Raw genomic sequence first — 14,811 nt, 5'->3', positions numbered from 1 at the left:
GACTCTGCTGTTGCCGGGCGGCGCGGCGTTCATGATCTGGTCGTTGATCTACCTGGCTTTCCTCTCGCTCGGCATCCGGCAGATGCTGCCGTCGCAGCGCGGGCGCGCGGTGTACCGGCGGGTCGGCTGGTGGCTGGCGGGGGGCGGGGTTGCTCAACGCGGTGTGGATCGCGGCGTTCTCGCACCGGCTGTTCGTGGTGTCCGAGGTGGTCATCGTGGCGTTGCTGGGCACGCTGGTGACCGCCCTGGTGCGGCTGCGCGCTGTCCCCGCTGAGGGCTGGGGCGACCGGCTGCTCGTGCACACGACGGTCGGGCTTTACACGGGCTGGGTCGGTGTGGCGGCTGTGGCGGGTGCAGCGACCACCGGCGCGGCGCTGGGCACTGCGCCGTCTGCGCCGGTGTCGGTGGCAGCTGTCGTGCTGACGGTCGCGGCGGCGATCTGGGTGGCGTTCTCCACGCGCGCGGTGGCCGGCTTCGCACTGGCTGTGGCGTGGGCGCTGGTCTGGATCGCGGTGGCGACGGACTCGCCCGCGGTGGCTGTCGTGACGGTGGCCGCGGTGCTCGTTTTCGCTCTGGCGTGCGGGTTCCGGGTGCTGCGCGGGCGGGATCGGGCGGGGGTCGCCGCCGGCTGATCCGCCACGCCTTCGGGCGGGAGGGGAAACTGTGTCCGGCGTGTGCAAGCGGCACTGGCAGAGTGGTGTCATGTCGTTGGGCTCTGTGCGGTTCCGGTTGCTCGGTCCGGTGTCGGTGTTCGCGGAGCAGGAGCGGGTGCGGCTCGGTGGCCCGAAGCAGCGCACGGTGCTGGCCGCGCTGCTGCTGAGCGCGAACCGGGTGGTGCCGGAGGACCAGCTCATCGAGGCGGTCTGGGGCGAGACGCCGCCCGCGAGCGCGCGCGGGCAGCTGCAGGTGCGGATCTCGGAGCTGCGGAAGCTGCTGGGGCGCGAGCTGATCGTGCGCCGGTCGCCGGGGTATCTGATCGAGGTGCGCCCGGGCGAGCTGGATCTGGAGGCGTTCGAGACGGCGGTGACCGAGGGCCGGGCGGAGCTGTCGGAAGATCGGCCGCTGGAGGCGGCGGAGCGGTTCCGGGCGGCGCTGGCGTTGTGGACCGAGGAGCCGCTGCAGGGGGTTGAGGCGTTCCTGGCGGGGCGGGCGATTCCGGCGCTGGAGGAGCGGCGCACGGCGGCGCTGGAAGAGTTGTACGACGCGGAGCTGGCGGCCGGGCGGCATGCCGAGGTGCTCGGTGAGTTGCGGGAAAGCGTGGCGGCGCATCCGTTCCGGGAGCGATTGCGCGGGCAGTTGATGCTGGCGCTGCACCGGTCGGGGCGTTCGGGTGACGCGCTGGCGGTGTATGCGGAGACGGAGCGCAGGTTCGCCGACGAGCTGGGGATCGGGCCGAGCGCGGAGCTGGTCGAGGTCCGGCGGCTGGTGGCGGACGGGGAGCGCGAGCCGGTCGTGTCGGCGTCGGGTTTGCCTTATGGGGCAAGGAGTTTCACCGGCCGGGCCGGGCAGCTGGAGCAGCTGGGGGAGCAGCAGGCGACGGGGACGTGGATCATCCACGGCACGGCGGGTGTCGGGAAGACGGCGCTGGCGGTGCACTGGGCGCGGCAGGTGCGCGCGCGGTATCCCGATGGGCAGCTGTATGTGAACCTGCGCGGGTTCGACGCGGAGCGTGCGCCGTTGACGCCGGAACAGGCGCTGGTGAGTTTGCTGCGGGCGCTGGGGGTGGCGCCGGAGCGGATTCCGTCCGGTGTGGACGCTCAGGAGGGGTTGTACCGCTCGTTGCTGGCCGACAAGCGGGTGCTGGTGTTGCTGGACAACGCGGCGGACGGGGCGCAGGTGCTGCCGTTGCTGCCGCCGTCGGGCACGGTGGTGGTCACCAGCAGGCACCGGTTGAGCGAGCTGGTCGCGCGGACGGGGGCGCGACCGTTGCCGCTGGACGTGCTGCCGCCGGAGGATTCGGTATCGCTGCTGGAAGGTGTGCTGGGGCCGGAGCGGGTGGCCGCCGAGCCGGAGGCGGCGTGGCGGCTGGCGGAGTTGTGCGGGCATCTGCCGCTGGCGTTGCGGGTGGCGGCGGCGAACCTGACGACGCGGGCGAAGCCGCGGATCGCGGATCTGGTGTACGAGTTGTCGCGGGGTGACCGGCTGGGTGCGGTGACCAACGCTTTCGATGTGTCGTATGAGGCGTTGCCGCCGCAGTTGCGCCGGTTGTTCCGGTTGTTGGCGCTGGTGCCCGGCGCGGATTTCACGGCTCCGGTGGCGGCGGCGCTGGCCGGTGAGCCGCTGGCGGAGGTGCGGCGCCGGCTGGAACGCCTCGCCGCGGCGCATCTGCTGGAGCAGGAGGCGATCGGGCGGTTCCACTTCCACGACCTGTTGCGGGACTACGCGCGCGACCGGCTCGGCGCGGAGGAGGACGCGGCGGAGCGGGATGCGGCGTGGCGGCGGTTGCTGGAGTTCTCGCTGGCGACGGGGGAGTCGGCGGAGGACCGGTTCGGGCGGCGCGGGTTGCGGTTGCCGCGTGATTTCGATGTGTTCAGTGAGCAGGCGCTGCGGTTCCCGGACGCGACGGCGGCCGCGGCGTGGCTGGACGCGGAGCACGGGAACCTGTCGGCGTTGATCCGGCAGGCGGCGGACCGGGGGCCGTATCCGGTGGCGTGGTATCTGGCGGATACGGCGCGGATGATGTTCCTGCACCGGGGGATGCGGGCGGAGTGGCGTGATCTGGCGACGGCGGTGCTCGCGGCGGCGCAGCGGCTCGGTGAGGGCCGGGTGGAGGCGCTGATGCAGCAGAGCATCGGCACGGTGTGGATCTATCTGGAGCGGCGGGATCAGGCGATCTACCACCTGGTGAAGGCGGTGGACGCGCACCGGGCGAGTGGCTGGGTGGAGGGTCAGGCGGCGGCGATCAACGCGCTCGGGGTGGCGTACCAGGGTGCGGGGCAGTACGGGGAGGCGGCGCGGCAGTACGAGGCGGCGGTGGAGTTGCAGCGTTCGCTGGGCAACGACATGGGCGAGATGATGTCGCTGAACAACCTGGGGTTCGTCTACCGGCAGCTGGGGCGGCTGGACGAGGCGGTGCGGCAGCTGAGCCGCGCGTTGCGGCTGGCGACGCGGGCGGGTTCGAACTGGGGCAAGGCGGCGGCGCTGGTGAGCCTCGGGTATGCGCTGCGGTTGCGGAACGAGGAGCAGGCGGCGGAGAAGTTGCTGTCCGAGGCGCGGGAGTTGCACCGGGAGGCGCGCGATCTCTATGGCGAGGCGTATGCGTTGAGCGGGTTGAGTTTGCTGCGGGTGGATGCGGGGGATTTCGAGCTGGGCCGGGAGTACGCGGTGGCGGCGCTGGATCTGGCGGAGCGGGAGAACAACCCGGAAACGCTGGCCGCGGCGCTGAACGCGCTGGGCAGGGCGGAGGCGGCGCTGGGCGGACTGGCCGATGCGCAGCGGCATCAGGTGCGGGCGGTGGAGATCGCGCGGAACTGGAATTCGCCGTTCGACCTGACGGAGGCGCTCATCGGGTTGTCGGTGCTGCGGGTGCGGGCGGGTGATCACGCGTCGGGGCTCGCCGCAGGCCAGGAGGGCTTGGACTTGGCGCGGCAGCTGGGGTTGCGGTTGCTGGAGGCGCGAGCGCTGCTGGCTCTGGCCTCGGCGCGCGAGAGCCTCGGCGAGGCGCCCTTGGCGGGGGAGCTGTACGGAGAGGCTTTGGCGGTGTGCCGGGAGATCGGGCTGACAGCGTTGGAGCGGCGGATCCAGGCGCTGCTGGACCGGGCGTAGCTGTGCGGCACCTGGACTGGCCGGGGTGCTTCAACGTGCGCGACCTCGGCGGGCTCCCCACACATGATGGCGGCTCGACAGCCTGGGGCGCGATCGTGCGCGGGGACGCGCCGGATCGGTTGACTGCGGAGGGGTGGTCGGCCTTGGCGGCGGCTGGAATCCGGACCGTCATCGACCTCCGGCACGAGTGTGGTGACGCGGGGCGGCCGGTGGTGCCTGTGCCGCTGGATGATCCCGGGGACACGGAGTTCTGGCGGCGCTGGGGTGGCGGGCTCGACTGCACGCCGTTGTACTACGGCGCTTTCCTGGAGACGTTCCCGTCGCGCGTGGGCCGGGTGATCGCGGCGGTCGCCGACGCGCCTGCGGGTGGCGTGCTCGTGCATTGTGAAGGTGGGCGTGATCGGACCGGGCTCGTGGTGATGGTGCTGCTGGCGCTGGTGGGCGTTCGCGCCGAGGCGATCGCGGCCGACTACGCGCTCAGCACCGAGCGCCTGGAGCCGGTCTGGGCCGAGCTCGGCGTGGGTGACCAGACGGGCAAGATCGCCGCTTTTCTGGCGCCACGGTGTAACGGCGCAGGAGGCCGTCGTTGCCGCGCTTGAGGGCTTCGATGCGTTGGCCTACCTCCGGGGTGGCGGGGTCAGCGAGGCGCAGCTGACCGCGGTGCGCGCAAGGCTGCGCCCTGTTTCGCGGCACGCGTCTGTGTGATCGAGGGGGCGGCCGACGGGGGTGGTTCGTTCGAGGTGGCCGTCAGCACGGAGACGCGGCGGCGGTCGACGTTCGATGCGATGGAACCGGGTGTGGCGGTGAACCTCGAACCGCCCTTGTGCCTGGGGGATCCGCTCGATGGCCATCTCGTGCAGGGGAGTGTCGACGCGGTCGGCAAGGTGCTGCGGGTGGACGATGAGGGCGTCGGCCGCCAGTTGTGGATCCGCCCGCCGGGGCGCGTGCTCGCGCAGCTGGCGGGGAAGGCGCCGATCGCGGTGGACGGGGTGAGCGTGACCGTCGCGGAGGTGTTGCGGGACAGGTTTTCCGTGGTGCTGCTGCCTTCGACGGCGGCGGACACCACGCTGGGCGCGCTCGGGGCGGGTGACCGGGTGAATCTGGAAGCGGATCTGGTGGCCCGCTTGGTCGCACGGCGTGGGCCGGCTGCGGCGCGCGACGTCGATGCGGTGGTCACGGGGTTGCCGTGGGCCGGGCATATCGGTGGTCGGACCGGGGTGGACAAAGTGGTGCGGCAGCTGAGCGCCGGCGGTCGGGTGCTGGTGTGGGACGCGGAGACCGAGGCGGAGGCGGACGTGATCTTCGCGGGGACGCGGCTCAAGCCCGCGGCGTACCGGTTCCTGTTGACGCAGGTGTGCGGGTTTCCCGCGGTGCCCTGTGCGCCGGAAGTGCTGGAGCGCACCGGGATCGAGTTGATCCCGGGTGGCGGAGACAGGCATGGCACGGCGTTCTGTGTGCCCGTGGACCTCGCGGAGGGCACCGGCACGGGTGTGTCGGCGGCCGAGCGCGCGGCGACGGTGCGGAAGCTGGCGGATCCGGGTGTCGTGCCGGCGGATTTCCTGCGCCCCGGCCATGTTTCACCGTTGCGGGCGAAGCCGGGGCTCCTCGGCGAGCGGCAGGGGCATACCGAGGCGACGGTGGCGTTGTGTGTGGGGGCGGGGCTCGCGCCGGTCGGGGTGTGTTGTGAGGTGATGAATCCCGACGGCACGATGGCGAGCCCGGCCGACGCGGAGATCGCGGCGTTGCGGTGGGGGATGCCGTTGGCTGTGACGGCGTAAGGGATCCCGTGCCACGAAACCGGTCCGGGCTTCCGCGGGATAGGGTCGGCGGCGTGACCGAACCCTCCTATCTGACCGAGATCCGCACCGCCTACGACATCGTGGCCGCGGACTACGCCGAGCTCCTCAAGGACGAACTGGACGCCACCCCGGTCGATCGCGCGATTCTGGGTGCTTTTGCCGAGCTGGCAAGGGATCGTGGCCCGGTCGGTGATCTCGGCTGTGGTCCCGGGCGGCTGACGGGATACCTCGCCTCCCTCGGGCTGGACGTGTTCGGCGTGGATCTGTCACCGGAGATGGTGGCGGTGGCGCGGCGGACGCATCCGGGGCTGCGCTTCGAGGTGGGGTCGCTGACGGCGCTGGATCTGCCGGACGGGCAGCTGGGCGGGATCGTGGCGTGGTATTCGATCATCCACACGCCATTGGAGCGCCTGGGCGAGGTGTTCGCCGAGTTCGCTCGCGTGCTCGCGCCGGAGGGGCAGCTCGTGCTGGGGTTTCAGGCCGGGGACGAGATCCGGCACCTGGAAAACGCCTACGGGCACGACATTTCCCTGAACGCGTACCGGTTGCGCCCGGAGCTGATCGCGGAACTGGTGCAGCAGCACGGTTTCGTGGTGAGCTCGCGGGTGCGGCGTGAGCCCGAGCGCTGGGAGCCGACGCCGCAGGCGTACATCCTCGCGCACAAACCCTGAGCGTTCAGCTCTCGTCGCGGCCGCGCCGGAAGAACCGCAGGATCGCTTCCACGCCATCGAGTTCGCTCAGCGGGGCGGCCGCGCCGAAGGGGGCGTTCCAGAATTCGCCCTGGCGCGGCTGGTGCGGGCCGACGTAGGCGTAGGGCTCGGGCAGGTATCCGTCGCCGGGGGAGACTCCGTAGTTGACTTCGCCGACGGTGCTGGCGAGGTCGAAGTGCTCGGGCCACAGCACCGGTTCGGTGTCGGGGGAGAACAGCCGGAGCGCGGTGTCGCCGTCGGAGAAGGCTGCCATGATCGCGCGCGCTTCGGCGGGATCGACGGACAGTTTTTCGTCGGGGGTGAGGCCGGAGCCGTCGTCGTAGAGGCCGGCGGGGGCGCCCGCGTCGGGGTGCAGGTGCGCGCACGTCGTTCCGTCGAGGGGAACGCGGCGTTCGCCGGCGACGAGCTGGTCGACGACCACCATCAGCCGCGGGTCGCGGGTGGTGCCGAAGCCGCCGGGCGTGACGCGCAGGCGGAGCGTGCCCGCGGCCCGGTACTGGGGTCCGGCGAGCACGAGTTCGGCGACGCCGTGCAGGGCTCGGCGTGTCTGGCTCATCTGGCTCCCTCTCCGGTTCGCGCGGGGGTGGCCGCGCGTTTGAGTGTCCTGATCACCGGTGCGGTTTCCACGTGCCCGACCCCGTGGATGGTACTGATCTTTCCTGTGAGGTAGGTGTAGAGCGCGTTGGCGTGCCAGTGATTCCGCGACCGCCGGGGCACTACGAAATGCACGAAGCCGCGGGTAGCAGCGCGTCGAGCTGGTCCCGGGTTTTGTCCCCGAGGAACTTCTCCAGTGCTTCGCCGAGCGCGTGGCGGGCTTCGTGCTGCTGGCGGATGAAGCGCGAGAGCAGCTCACCCATCGCGAGCAGCGTCGCCGCGGGCGGATCTTCCCGGTGCAGCATGCGTTCCGCGTACAGGCGCAGGTGCTCGCTCTGCACCTCGCCGTCCTGGAAGGCGCCGAGCACGTCCTGAAGCCGTTTGAGGTTCTTGAGCACCTTCTTGTAGGGCTCCGGCTCGCACAGTGGGCGGAACACTTCCAGTGCGTAGCGGAGTTCCTTGCAGCGCTTGCGGAGGGTGTGCACGTGTTCGGCGGGGGAGTCCGGCGTGATCGCCGCCGCCTGGGCGAGCACGTCCGCGGCCACGTGGTGCAGCCTGTCCGTGGCCAGTTCCGCGGCCGTCACGGGGGATTCGCCCGCTTCGGCCACTTCTCGCAGGCTCGCGCGCCAGCGGTCCAGCAGTTTGCGGAACTTCTTCGACCGCAGGCCCGCCACGAGCTTCCGCCGCTCGCGGGCGCGTTCCCACACCAGGTGTGCCTGGAACGGTTCGAGGTCGGCGGGCCCGCCGACGGTGATGTCGCGCGCGAACCCGGGCAGGCTCAGCAGATACACATCGAGGTCGCGGGTGGGGGTGGTGAGCGCGCCGACCCATTTGAAGCCCTTCGGCGCCGGCTCGGGCAAGACATCGCCCGCGATCTTGAGTAGCGACCGGGTGCGGCGCACGGCGACGCGGAGTTCGTGGAGGAACTCGGTGTCGATGTCGTCGATGGTGCCTTCGACGTTCGCGTCGATCGTGTCGGCGAAGCCCAGCAGGGCTCGCGCGATCGCGGCGTCGGCGGGGGTGTCTGCGGCGATCTCGGGTTTGAGGCGTTCCTCGGGCAGGCCGGAGGCGGTGAGCAGTTCGTCGTACACGCGGGCCTCGCCGGGAAGGAACTCGGCGCCGGTGAGCAGGATCTGGGCGACCCGCTCCCCATCCCGTTTCCGCGGGGAGCGCACGGTCACGTGGGTCAGCGGTTCCGTTTCGACCGGCTCGACGCCCGCGGACTCGGCCCACACGACCTCGGCTACGGTCCTGCCCTCGGCGTCGCGCACCGTGACCTCGCGCGAGAGCGTCCGGGCGCGCAGCTTCGGCGCGATCGCCCGCACCCACATCGCGCGCGAGACCTCGTCCCGGACCTCACCGGGCGCGAGCCCATCGGCGAGCACCGGCCAGGACGGCTCCTTCGGCAGTTCCGTCCGCCACGGCCCGCCTTCCCCGTCCAGCACCAGCGAACCGGCCACGTGCCGCAGGACCAGGCCGCGCCGGCGCAGCCGCCAGTCCACTGTGTCCAGGTACGTCGCCGTGCGGGTGTGGCGGCCGCCGGGCGCGAGCTCGTAGCGGGGCGTCAGCGGGGTGAGCCTGTCGAGGATCGCGGCCCGTCCGCATCGCGTGGGCCGGCCCTGCCAGTGCAAAGTCAGCTCGATGGGCACGGTCGCTGTCCTTCTGCTCGGGGCCGGAGTCCGGACCAGTATAGAGATCCGGATGGGGCCGACCGCCGTCCTCGCAGGCCGGGGCCGGAGTAACGCGGCGCGTGCCGCCGCGACTTCCGGGGTGCCCTACCCGTTCCCGCATGGGGGTGAGGTCATGACCCTGACCTTGATCAAAGGCACTTACCGCATCGTGGGCGCCTCGCCGGATGGCGACTCCGTCCGCTTCTATCCCGACAACCCCGGCGCCTTCGCCGCCGCGCGCATCCGTGCCCGGCTCAACTCCAAGGGCGGCGCGCAGCTGCGCCTCGACGGTATCGACGCGCTGGAAACCCATTACCAGGCCCAGAATCACGGCGGCCAGTGGCGCCAGCCCGCCGATCTCGGCCAGGCCGCGGCGGCGGGGTTGCTGTCGCACCTGGGGTTCAAGAAGGTCACCCGCGACGAGGACGGCACGGTCACCGCGTCCACCCCGGACCGGGTGCCCGGGCACATCATGACCCGGTTCGCCGACAAGTACGGGCGCGCCGTCGCGATCGCGTTCCCGGGCCAGCGTTCCGGGCGGGCCGCCGACGGTTCGGAAGTGAACCTCGACGCGAAGGGCCTGCGCGCGTCGGCGAACTACACGCTGCTGGCCGACGGGCTCGTGTACCCGACGTTCTATTCCAAGCTGTATCTGGATCTTCGGCAGGCGATGTCCGAGGCGGCGGTGGCGGCTCGCGAGGCGGGCAAGGGCGTGTGGGCGGATGACGTGACCGGTACCGGGTTCCGGCTGAAGTCCCGCACGCAGCTGCGCGACGAGCTGGTGATCCTGCCGAAGTTGTTCCGCAGGCTCGTGGACTACCTCGGGCTCGACGAGAGCGGCGGGGTGTCGCTGGCCGGGTTCGCCGACTACCTCGACACCCGCGACGACCGCCTGTTCACCGTCCCCGCCGGGCACGCCACCGAGCTGGCGACCCTGGTGGAGGTCAAACGGCAGAACGTGCGGCTGACCGTGGAGCCCGAGCAGATCGTGTTCGCCGAAGCCTGAACTCGCGCGGCACGGCCCGCTTCACCGGAAACGGGGCGGGTCTCGCCGAGCGCCGGTGACGCCGCCGAGACCCGCGGCGGCGTCACCGGGGCCGGAACGCGCGAGCCAATAGCGTGCGCTGTTGTTGCTGCGGCGCGGGTTCCTCCTCACTGGGCTGCCGGGCGAGTACGGCGGCGCCGAGGGTGCGGCCGAGCTCGGTGTAGGCGGAGAACTTGCCGTCGTCGAAGAACTGGTCACCGGTGCTGTCGTGCGGGAACTCCGGATTGTGGGCCGCGTAGGACAGCACCGGATACGGAAGATCCCGCCACAGCAAGGCTTTCGCGACGATCAGCTTCCCGGTGCGGCTGCCTTCGGGCAGCCCGCTCTCGGGCGGGTAGTGGATCGTGCCGGTGATCACCGGGCTGGCCACCAGCCGCGGGTTGAGCGCGCTCAACGGGTTCGCCGGCGCGAGCGCCTCCCCGCTGCCCGGCTCGGACTGCCACGGTTCGTCCAGCTCCACCCGCACCCCGAGCTCCTGCTGTGCCAGGGCCAGCGCCTGTGCGAGCGTGACGGCCGTCGGCGGCTCGTCGACACTGGCGTCGACGCTGTAGATGACCTTGCAACGCCGCCGCAGCAACTCGACCAGGCCGAGGTTGTCGTAGTGCCCGCCGTCGGTGACGTGCAGCAGCCTGTCGCTGTGGGCGTGCAGCCCGAGCACCTCACGCCACAGATAGGGAAGGCGTCGCGCGGAGGGCATCCGCGGGTATGCCCAGCAGGTGTCGTCCCGTTCCGGCGGCGCGGACAGGACGAACCCCGGGTTCGGCAGCCACGCGCCCAGCCGGGCCCCGGACACCGCGAGCAGCACCTGGAACCAGCGCGCGGACCGGCCCATCGCCGACGCGAACGCCGCGCCGCTGATCGCGACCGCGCCCTGCACCGTGAGGTCCCGCTGGAACCGCTTGGGCACCACGGACTCCAGCCGCCCCGTGCGCACCCAGCCCACGTCGGGCCCGCCCACCCAGTCGGCGCTCATCGTGTACGACACGCAGTTGAGCCCCGGCGGGGTGCGCCCCTCGCCGGTGAGGTTCGCCGCCGCCGCGAAGATCACCTCCGGAAAACCCTGCGGGCGGCGGCCGTACCGGGACAGGGTTGTGCGTTCGGTGCTCGGGTACGGCACCGCGATCTCGCCGCCCTCCCGCTGGACGCGCCGCACCGCGAAGGTGGAGGCGAGGCGTTCGCGGTAGAACGGATGCAGGCTCAACGACGTCTCGTCGAACAACCCGCCCACGATCAGCACCACCACCGCGCCGCCGAGGGCCGTCCACAGCGCCGTCGCCGTGCCGCCGTCGCCGATGAGCACGACGAACAGCAGCAGCCACGCCAGCGCCAGCACGGTGGTCGAGACGATGACCAGGATCCGCTGCAGCAGGCTGCCGGGCACCGCGGCGGTGACACCGTCCACACCGGACTTGCCGAGCGTGGCGCGGCTGCGCCACGCGATCGACGCGATCGTCGAGGCGTAGGTCAGCAGCACCGCGCAGGCGGAACTGCCCACCCGCACGCCCGTGTCGGTGGTCGGCAGCCGCCACGCCAGCCACGCGAGCACGGGCAGCACCACGACGACGGCCCCGACGATCACCGCGAGCACCGTGAGGCGGTTCGCCCACCGCCGCAGTAGCAACGGCAGCCGCGACGTCTTCGTCGTGATCCCGCGCCCCACCAAGGAAAACAGCAGCGCCAGCACCACCACGGCACCCAGCCCGCCCAGCGCGCCTGGCCGGATCGCCGGAAAGTCCGGAATGGACGGTGGCACCGGCGTGATCGGCACCCGCTGGTACAGCCAGCCCACCACCGCGCCGAGCACGATCGCCGGCCCGAACAACACCGCCAGCGACAGCAGCAGCCCCCGGCCGAGGATCGCGAACGCGGTGAGCGTCTGGGCCGGGGAGTCCGCCAGGTAGCTCACGTGCCGGCGCACGTGGTCCTCCTCGACCCCGCCGTGCGCGAACACCGACGCCGGATCGCGCAGCACCTTCCCGGGCCCGGGTTCCGGCGGCTCGGTGGTCAGTGCCTGCTGCAACGCGCCCGAGGTGTAGCCGCCGCCGGAGACCGACACCAGGTACCGGGCGTTGCGCAGCTGTGTCCGCATGGCCTGTGCCACCCCGAGCGCGACGCTCGCGGCCCGGATCCCGCCCCCGGAGAAGCAAAAACCCTCGGTGCCCGGCACCGCGTCCGGCACCTGGTAGCCACGCCGCCACCGGGTGCCCGCGTGCAACCGGTCGGCCGCCTTGACGGGGAAGTCCGGCGACTCCAACGGCGAGGCAGCCACGCCGTCACCCGCGGCGATCGCGACGTCCCGCTTGCGGGACCAGCATTCCCGCAGCAGCCGCCACCACGTCTCCAAGACGCCGTACAACGCGACGAGCGCCGCGGGCAACAGCGCGCAGAACTTGACCGCGGCCGCGCCCACGGCCGCGTCGCGCACCACGTCACCGCTCAACAGCAGCACGTTCTCCAGCACGTCGGCGACGATCGCGACCAGCGCGGAGATCCGAGCGAACCGCGCGAACTCCTCCGCCCGCGGCAGCCACGCCACCCACACCGCCGCCGTCGTACCCAGCAGCAACGCGGAACCGTACCCGGCGACGAGCACGAAATCCCACGCCAGTGCCGTGTCCGTGCCCGCCGGGAGCGGACGCACGGTGCCCAGCTCGATCCCGATGATGTCCAGCCCCGGCGCATACAGCGTGTACAGCACGCCCCCGGCCGCGGCCAGCACGACGGCCGCGACGGTGGTCAGCAAGGCGCCCCACCACGGTGGCCGGTGCTCGGCGGGCCGCAGCAGCACCTGGAACGCGTTCACGGTGTCCTCCCCAGTTCGTCCGCCGCGCCGAGCAGTGTGGCCGTGCCGCCGAACGGTGTAAACCCTTCGTCGGCAAGCCGCAACGCAGCCGCGGGGAAGATCGTATTGAACCCCGCCCGTCACCCGCGAGGCGGCGGGTGGCCGACCTCAGCCGCAGGTGTGTTTGGCCCGCAGCACCCGCCCGAGTGCCTCGTCGACCCGCGTGGCGGGCAGTTCCCCGTCAGCCGTCGCGGATTCGAGGCGATCGAGCACCGTGGACACCTTGCCCCCGGACGACCACAGCGCCTGATCCGCCCCGGCCCGGAGCGCGTCCAGCACCGCGTCGGGCAGCGGGTGGTCACTGGTGATCGCCCGCATCGCGCCGAGATCGTCGGTGATCACCGGCCCGGTGAAGCGGTAGTCTCCGCGCAGGAGTCCATAGGCGGCGGGCGAAAGCGACGCGGGCTGCTGACCGGTCAGGCCCGGCACGGTCAGGTGGCCCACCATCACCTTCGCCCGCCCGTAGTCGGCGATCCCCTCGTACGGCACGAGATCCTTGGCGCGCAAGGAATCCAGCGGGGGAGTGGTGACGGCGCCCTCGTGCGAATCCCCCTCGGCGCTGCCGTGCCCGGGGAAGTGCTTGAGCACCGGTGTCACCCCTGCCTCGCTCAGCCCGGTGGCGAACGCCAGCGCGTAGGTGCGTGCCGTATGCGGGTCGGTGCTGAAGGAGCGGTCGCCGATGGGGCCGTCATCGGGCTGGGCGCTGACATCCAAGATCGGGGCGTAGTCCTCGGTGACCCCACGGGCCCGCATCTGCCGGCCACGATCGAGCGCCAGGCCGCGGACCTGCTCGGGGCTCATGGTGGCGGCCAAGACGCGGGCGCTGGGGATCGAACCGTCGAGCGCGTCGATCCGCTGGACCCGGCCACCCTCCTCGTCGATCGCGACCGACACGCCCCAGCGCGCCGCGGCGTGCACCGGGTCGAGCGCGCCGCCGGTCAGGATCGCCGTCGGGTTGCCCCCGATGAAGATGCCACCCACCTGCTGCTCGCGAACCGTCTCCGCCGCACCGGCCGGATCGCTCGGGCTGACCCCGACCACCAGCAACTGCGCCAGCTTCTGCCGCTGCGACATCTGCGAGATCACCGGCGCACACGGATCCGTGGCCTGGGACGGCGCCGCCGACGATGGCGTGCCCGCGGATGCCGGGCCGGGCGACGCCGGGGCCGCCGAGGTCGTGGGTGAGCTCACCTGTGCCTGCTCGCCGCCGCACCCGGCCAGTAGCCCAGCGGTCACCACGAACACGAGTGCGGTGCGGAGGTTCATCGGCTCTCGAAGTCCAGCGGTCCGGGTTCGGCGGGCACGTGGAGCCTAGTGCCCGCCGAACCCGCGCCCGGACCCGCTCAGCGTTCACTGTCCAGCGCCTGCATCGAGCCCGCGTCATAACGGGCACCCGCCGCCGCGCCCGCCGGGACCGCCGCCTCGATCGCCTTCAGCTCGGCCTCGGAGAGGCTGAATCCGGTGGCGCCCAAGGATTCCGCGAGCCTTGCCCGGGTGCGGGCGCCGACCAGCGGCACGATGTCCGTGCCCTGCGCGGCGACCCAGGCGATGGCGACCTGCGCGACCGTGACCTCCTTCTCCGCCGCGACCGACCGCAGCGCCTCCACCAACTTGAGGTTGTGTTCCAGGTTTTCGCCCTGGAAGCGTGGGCTGAAGCCGCGGAAGTCCCCGGCGGTCAGCGCGCGGTCGCTGCTCCACCGGCCCGACAGCAGGCCGCGGGAGAGCACGCCGTACGCGGTGATCCCGATGCCCAGGTCCCGCGCGGCGGGCAGGATCTCCTGCTCGATGCCGCGGGAGAGGAGCGAGTACTCGATCTGCAGATCCGCGATCGGATGCACGGCCGCCGCCCGCCGCAGCGTGTCCGCCCCGACCTCGGACAGCCCGACGTGGCGGACGTGCCCGGCCTCGATCAGCTCCTTGATGGCGCCGACGGTGTCCTCGATGGGGACGTTCGGATCGAGCCGGGACGGCCGGTAGACGTCGATGTGGTCGGTGCCCAGCCGCCGCAGGGTGTAGGCGGCGAAGTTCTTGACCGCGGCCGGGCGCCCGTCCTGTCCGGTGAACCCACCGTCCGGGTCACGCAGCCCGCCGAACTTCACGCTGATCACCGCGCTGTCGCGGGCACGGCCGCGTAGGGCCTCGCGCACGAGCAGCTCGTTGTGGCCCATGCCGTAGAAGTCACCGGTGTCGAGCAGGTTCACCCCCGCGTCGAGCGCCGCGTGGATGGTGGCGACGGACTCCGCCTCGTCGGCCGGGCCGTAGAGATCCGACATGCCCATCAGGCCGAGCCCGAGCGCCGAGACGACGGGACCGGTGGCACCGAGCCTGCGCGTGTCCATGAATCCTCCTGTTCACGTTGCTAACGACATCACCGTAGCACCGATAT

The 14,811-nt window shown here is 71.9% G+C and carries 11 protein-coding genes; 6 read left to right on the top strand and 5 right to left on the bottom strand.

The window, feature by feature from the left end; translation table 11 throughout:
• Positions 1–149: 149 nt before the first annotated feature.
• The 5 genes from FPZ12_RS02130 to FPZ12_RS02110 all read left to right on the top strand — a co-directional run bounded on the left by FPZ12_RS02130 (position 150) and on the right by FPZ12_RS02110 (position 6,235).
• Positions 150–632, top strand: a complete 483-nt coding sequence (locus FPZ12_RS02130) for a hypothetical protein (RefSeq protein ID WP_150980170.1) — start codon at positions 150–152, stop codon at positions 630–632.
• A 70-nt stretch (positions 633–702) separates the two neighbouring features.
• Positions 703–3,765 carry an AfsR/SARP family transcriptional regulator gene (locus FPZ12_RS46810; protein WP_144761031.1) on the top strand — a complete coding sequence of 1,021 codons (3,063 nt, stop codon included), beginning with the start codon at positions 703–705 and terminating at the stop codon, positions 3,763–3,765.
• Positions 3,702–4,364, top strand: a complete 663-nt coding sequence (locus FPZ12_RS02120; RefSeq protein WP_341771192.1) for a tyrosine-protein phosphatase — start codon at positions 3,702–3,704, stop codon at positions 4,362–4,364. Before FPZ12_RS46810 ends, FPZ12_RS02120 begins: the two co-directional genes overlap by 64 nt.
• A gap of 186 nt (positions 4,365–4,550) precedes the next feature.
• Positions 4,551–5,543: a 3,4-dihydroxy-2-butanone-4-phosphate synthase gene (locus tag FPZ12_RS02115; RefSeq protein ID WP_144761034.1), complete on the top strand. Its 993-nt coding sequence runs from the start codon at positions 4,551–4,553 to the stop codon at positions 5,541–5,543.
• Between the two features lie 53 nt (positions 5,544–5,596).
• Positions 5,597–6,235 carry a class I SAM-dependent DNA methyltransferase gene (locus FPZ12_RS02110; protein WP_144761037.1) on the top strand — a complete coding sequence of 213 codons (639 nt, stop codon included), beginning with the start codon at positions 5,597–5,599 and terminating at the stop codon, positions 6,233–6,235.
• A gap of 4 nt (positions 6,236–6,239) precedes the next feature.
• Here the strand turns inward: FPZ12_RS02110 and FPZ12_RS02105 are convergent, their stop codons facing one another.
• Positions 6,240–6,830, bottom strand: a complete 591-nt coding sequence (locus FPZ12_RS02105; protein ID WP_144761039.1) for a hypothetical protein — start codon at positions 6,828–6,830, stop codon at positions 6,240–6,242.
• Between the two features lie 160 nt (positions 6,831–6,990).
• The gene (locus tag FPZ12_RS02100) at positions 6,991–8,517 is read right to left on the bottom strand and encodes a CHAD domain-containing protein (protein WP_144761042.1); all 1,527 of its coding nucleotides are present in this window, start codon (positions 8,515–8,517) and stop codon (positions 6,991–6,993) included.
• A 154-nt stretch (positions 8,518–8,671) separates the two neighbouring features.
• Here FPZ12_RS02100 and FPZ12_RS02095 point away from each other — a divergent pair, with 154 nt between their 5' ends.
• Positions 8,672–9,544 carry a thermonuclease family protein gene (locus FPZ12_RS02095; protein WP_144761045.1) on the top strand — a complete coding sequence of 291 codons (873 nt, stop codon included), beginning with the start codon at positions 8,672–8,674 and terminating at the stop codon, positions 9,542–9,544.
• 82 nt (positions 9,545–9,626) lie between these two features.
• On the opposite strand, the gene FPZ12_RS02090 is transcribed toward FPZ12_RS02095, so the two are convergent.
• From FPZ12_RS02090 to FPZ12_RS02080, 3 genes are all read right to left on the bottom strand, one after another.
• Entirely contained in the window at positions 9,627–12,386 is a 2,760-nt protein-coding gene (locus tag FPZ12_RS02090) for a hypothetical protein (RefSeq protein ID WP_150980168.1), read from the bottom strand.
• A 147-nt stretch (positions 12,387–12,533) separates the two neighbouring features.
• A complete protein-coding gene (locus FPZ12_RS02085; protein WP_144750589.1) occupies positions 12,534–13,691 on the bottom strand; it encodes a glycoside hydrolase family 3 N-terminal domain-containing protein in 1,158 nt (385 codons plus the stop codon).
• A 77-nt stretch (positions 13,692–13,768) separates the two neighbouring features.
• Entirely contained in the window at positions 13,769–14,764 is a 996-nt protein-coding gene (locus tag FPZ12_RS02080) for an aldo/keto reductase (protein ID WP_144750591.1), read from the bottom strand.
• Between the last annotated feature and the right edge of the window lie 47 nt (positions 14,765–14,811).

This window comes from Amycolatopsis acidicola, assembly GCF_007713735.2.
Lineage (GTDB): Bacteria > Actinomycetota > Actinomycetes > Mycobacteriales > Pseudonocardiaceae > Amycolatopsis_E > Amycolatopsis_E acidicola.
The sequence above is the reverse complement of the archived record's forward strand: the minus strand, read 5'-3'. Positions and strand labels throughout refer to the sequence as shown.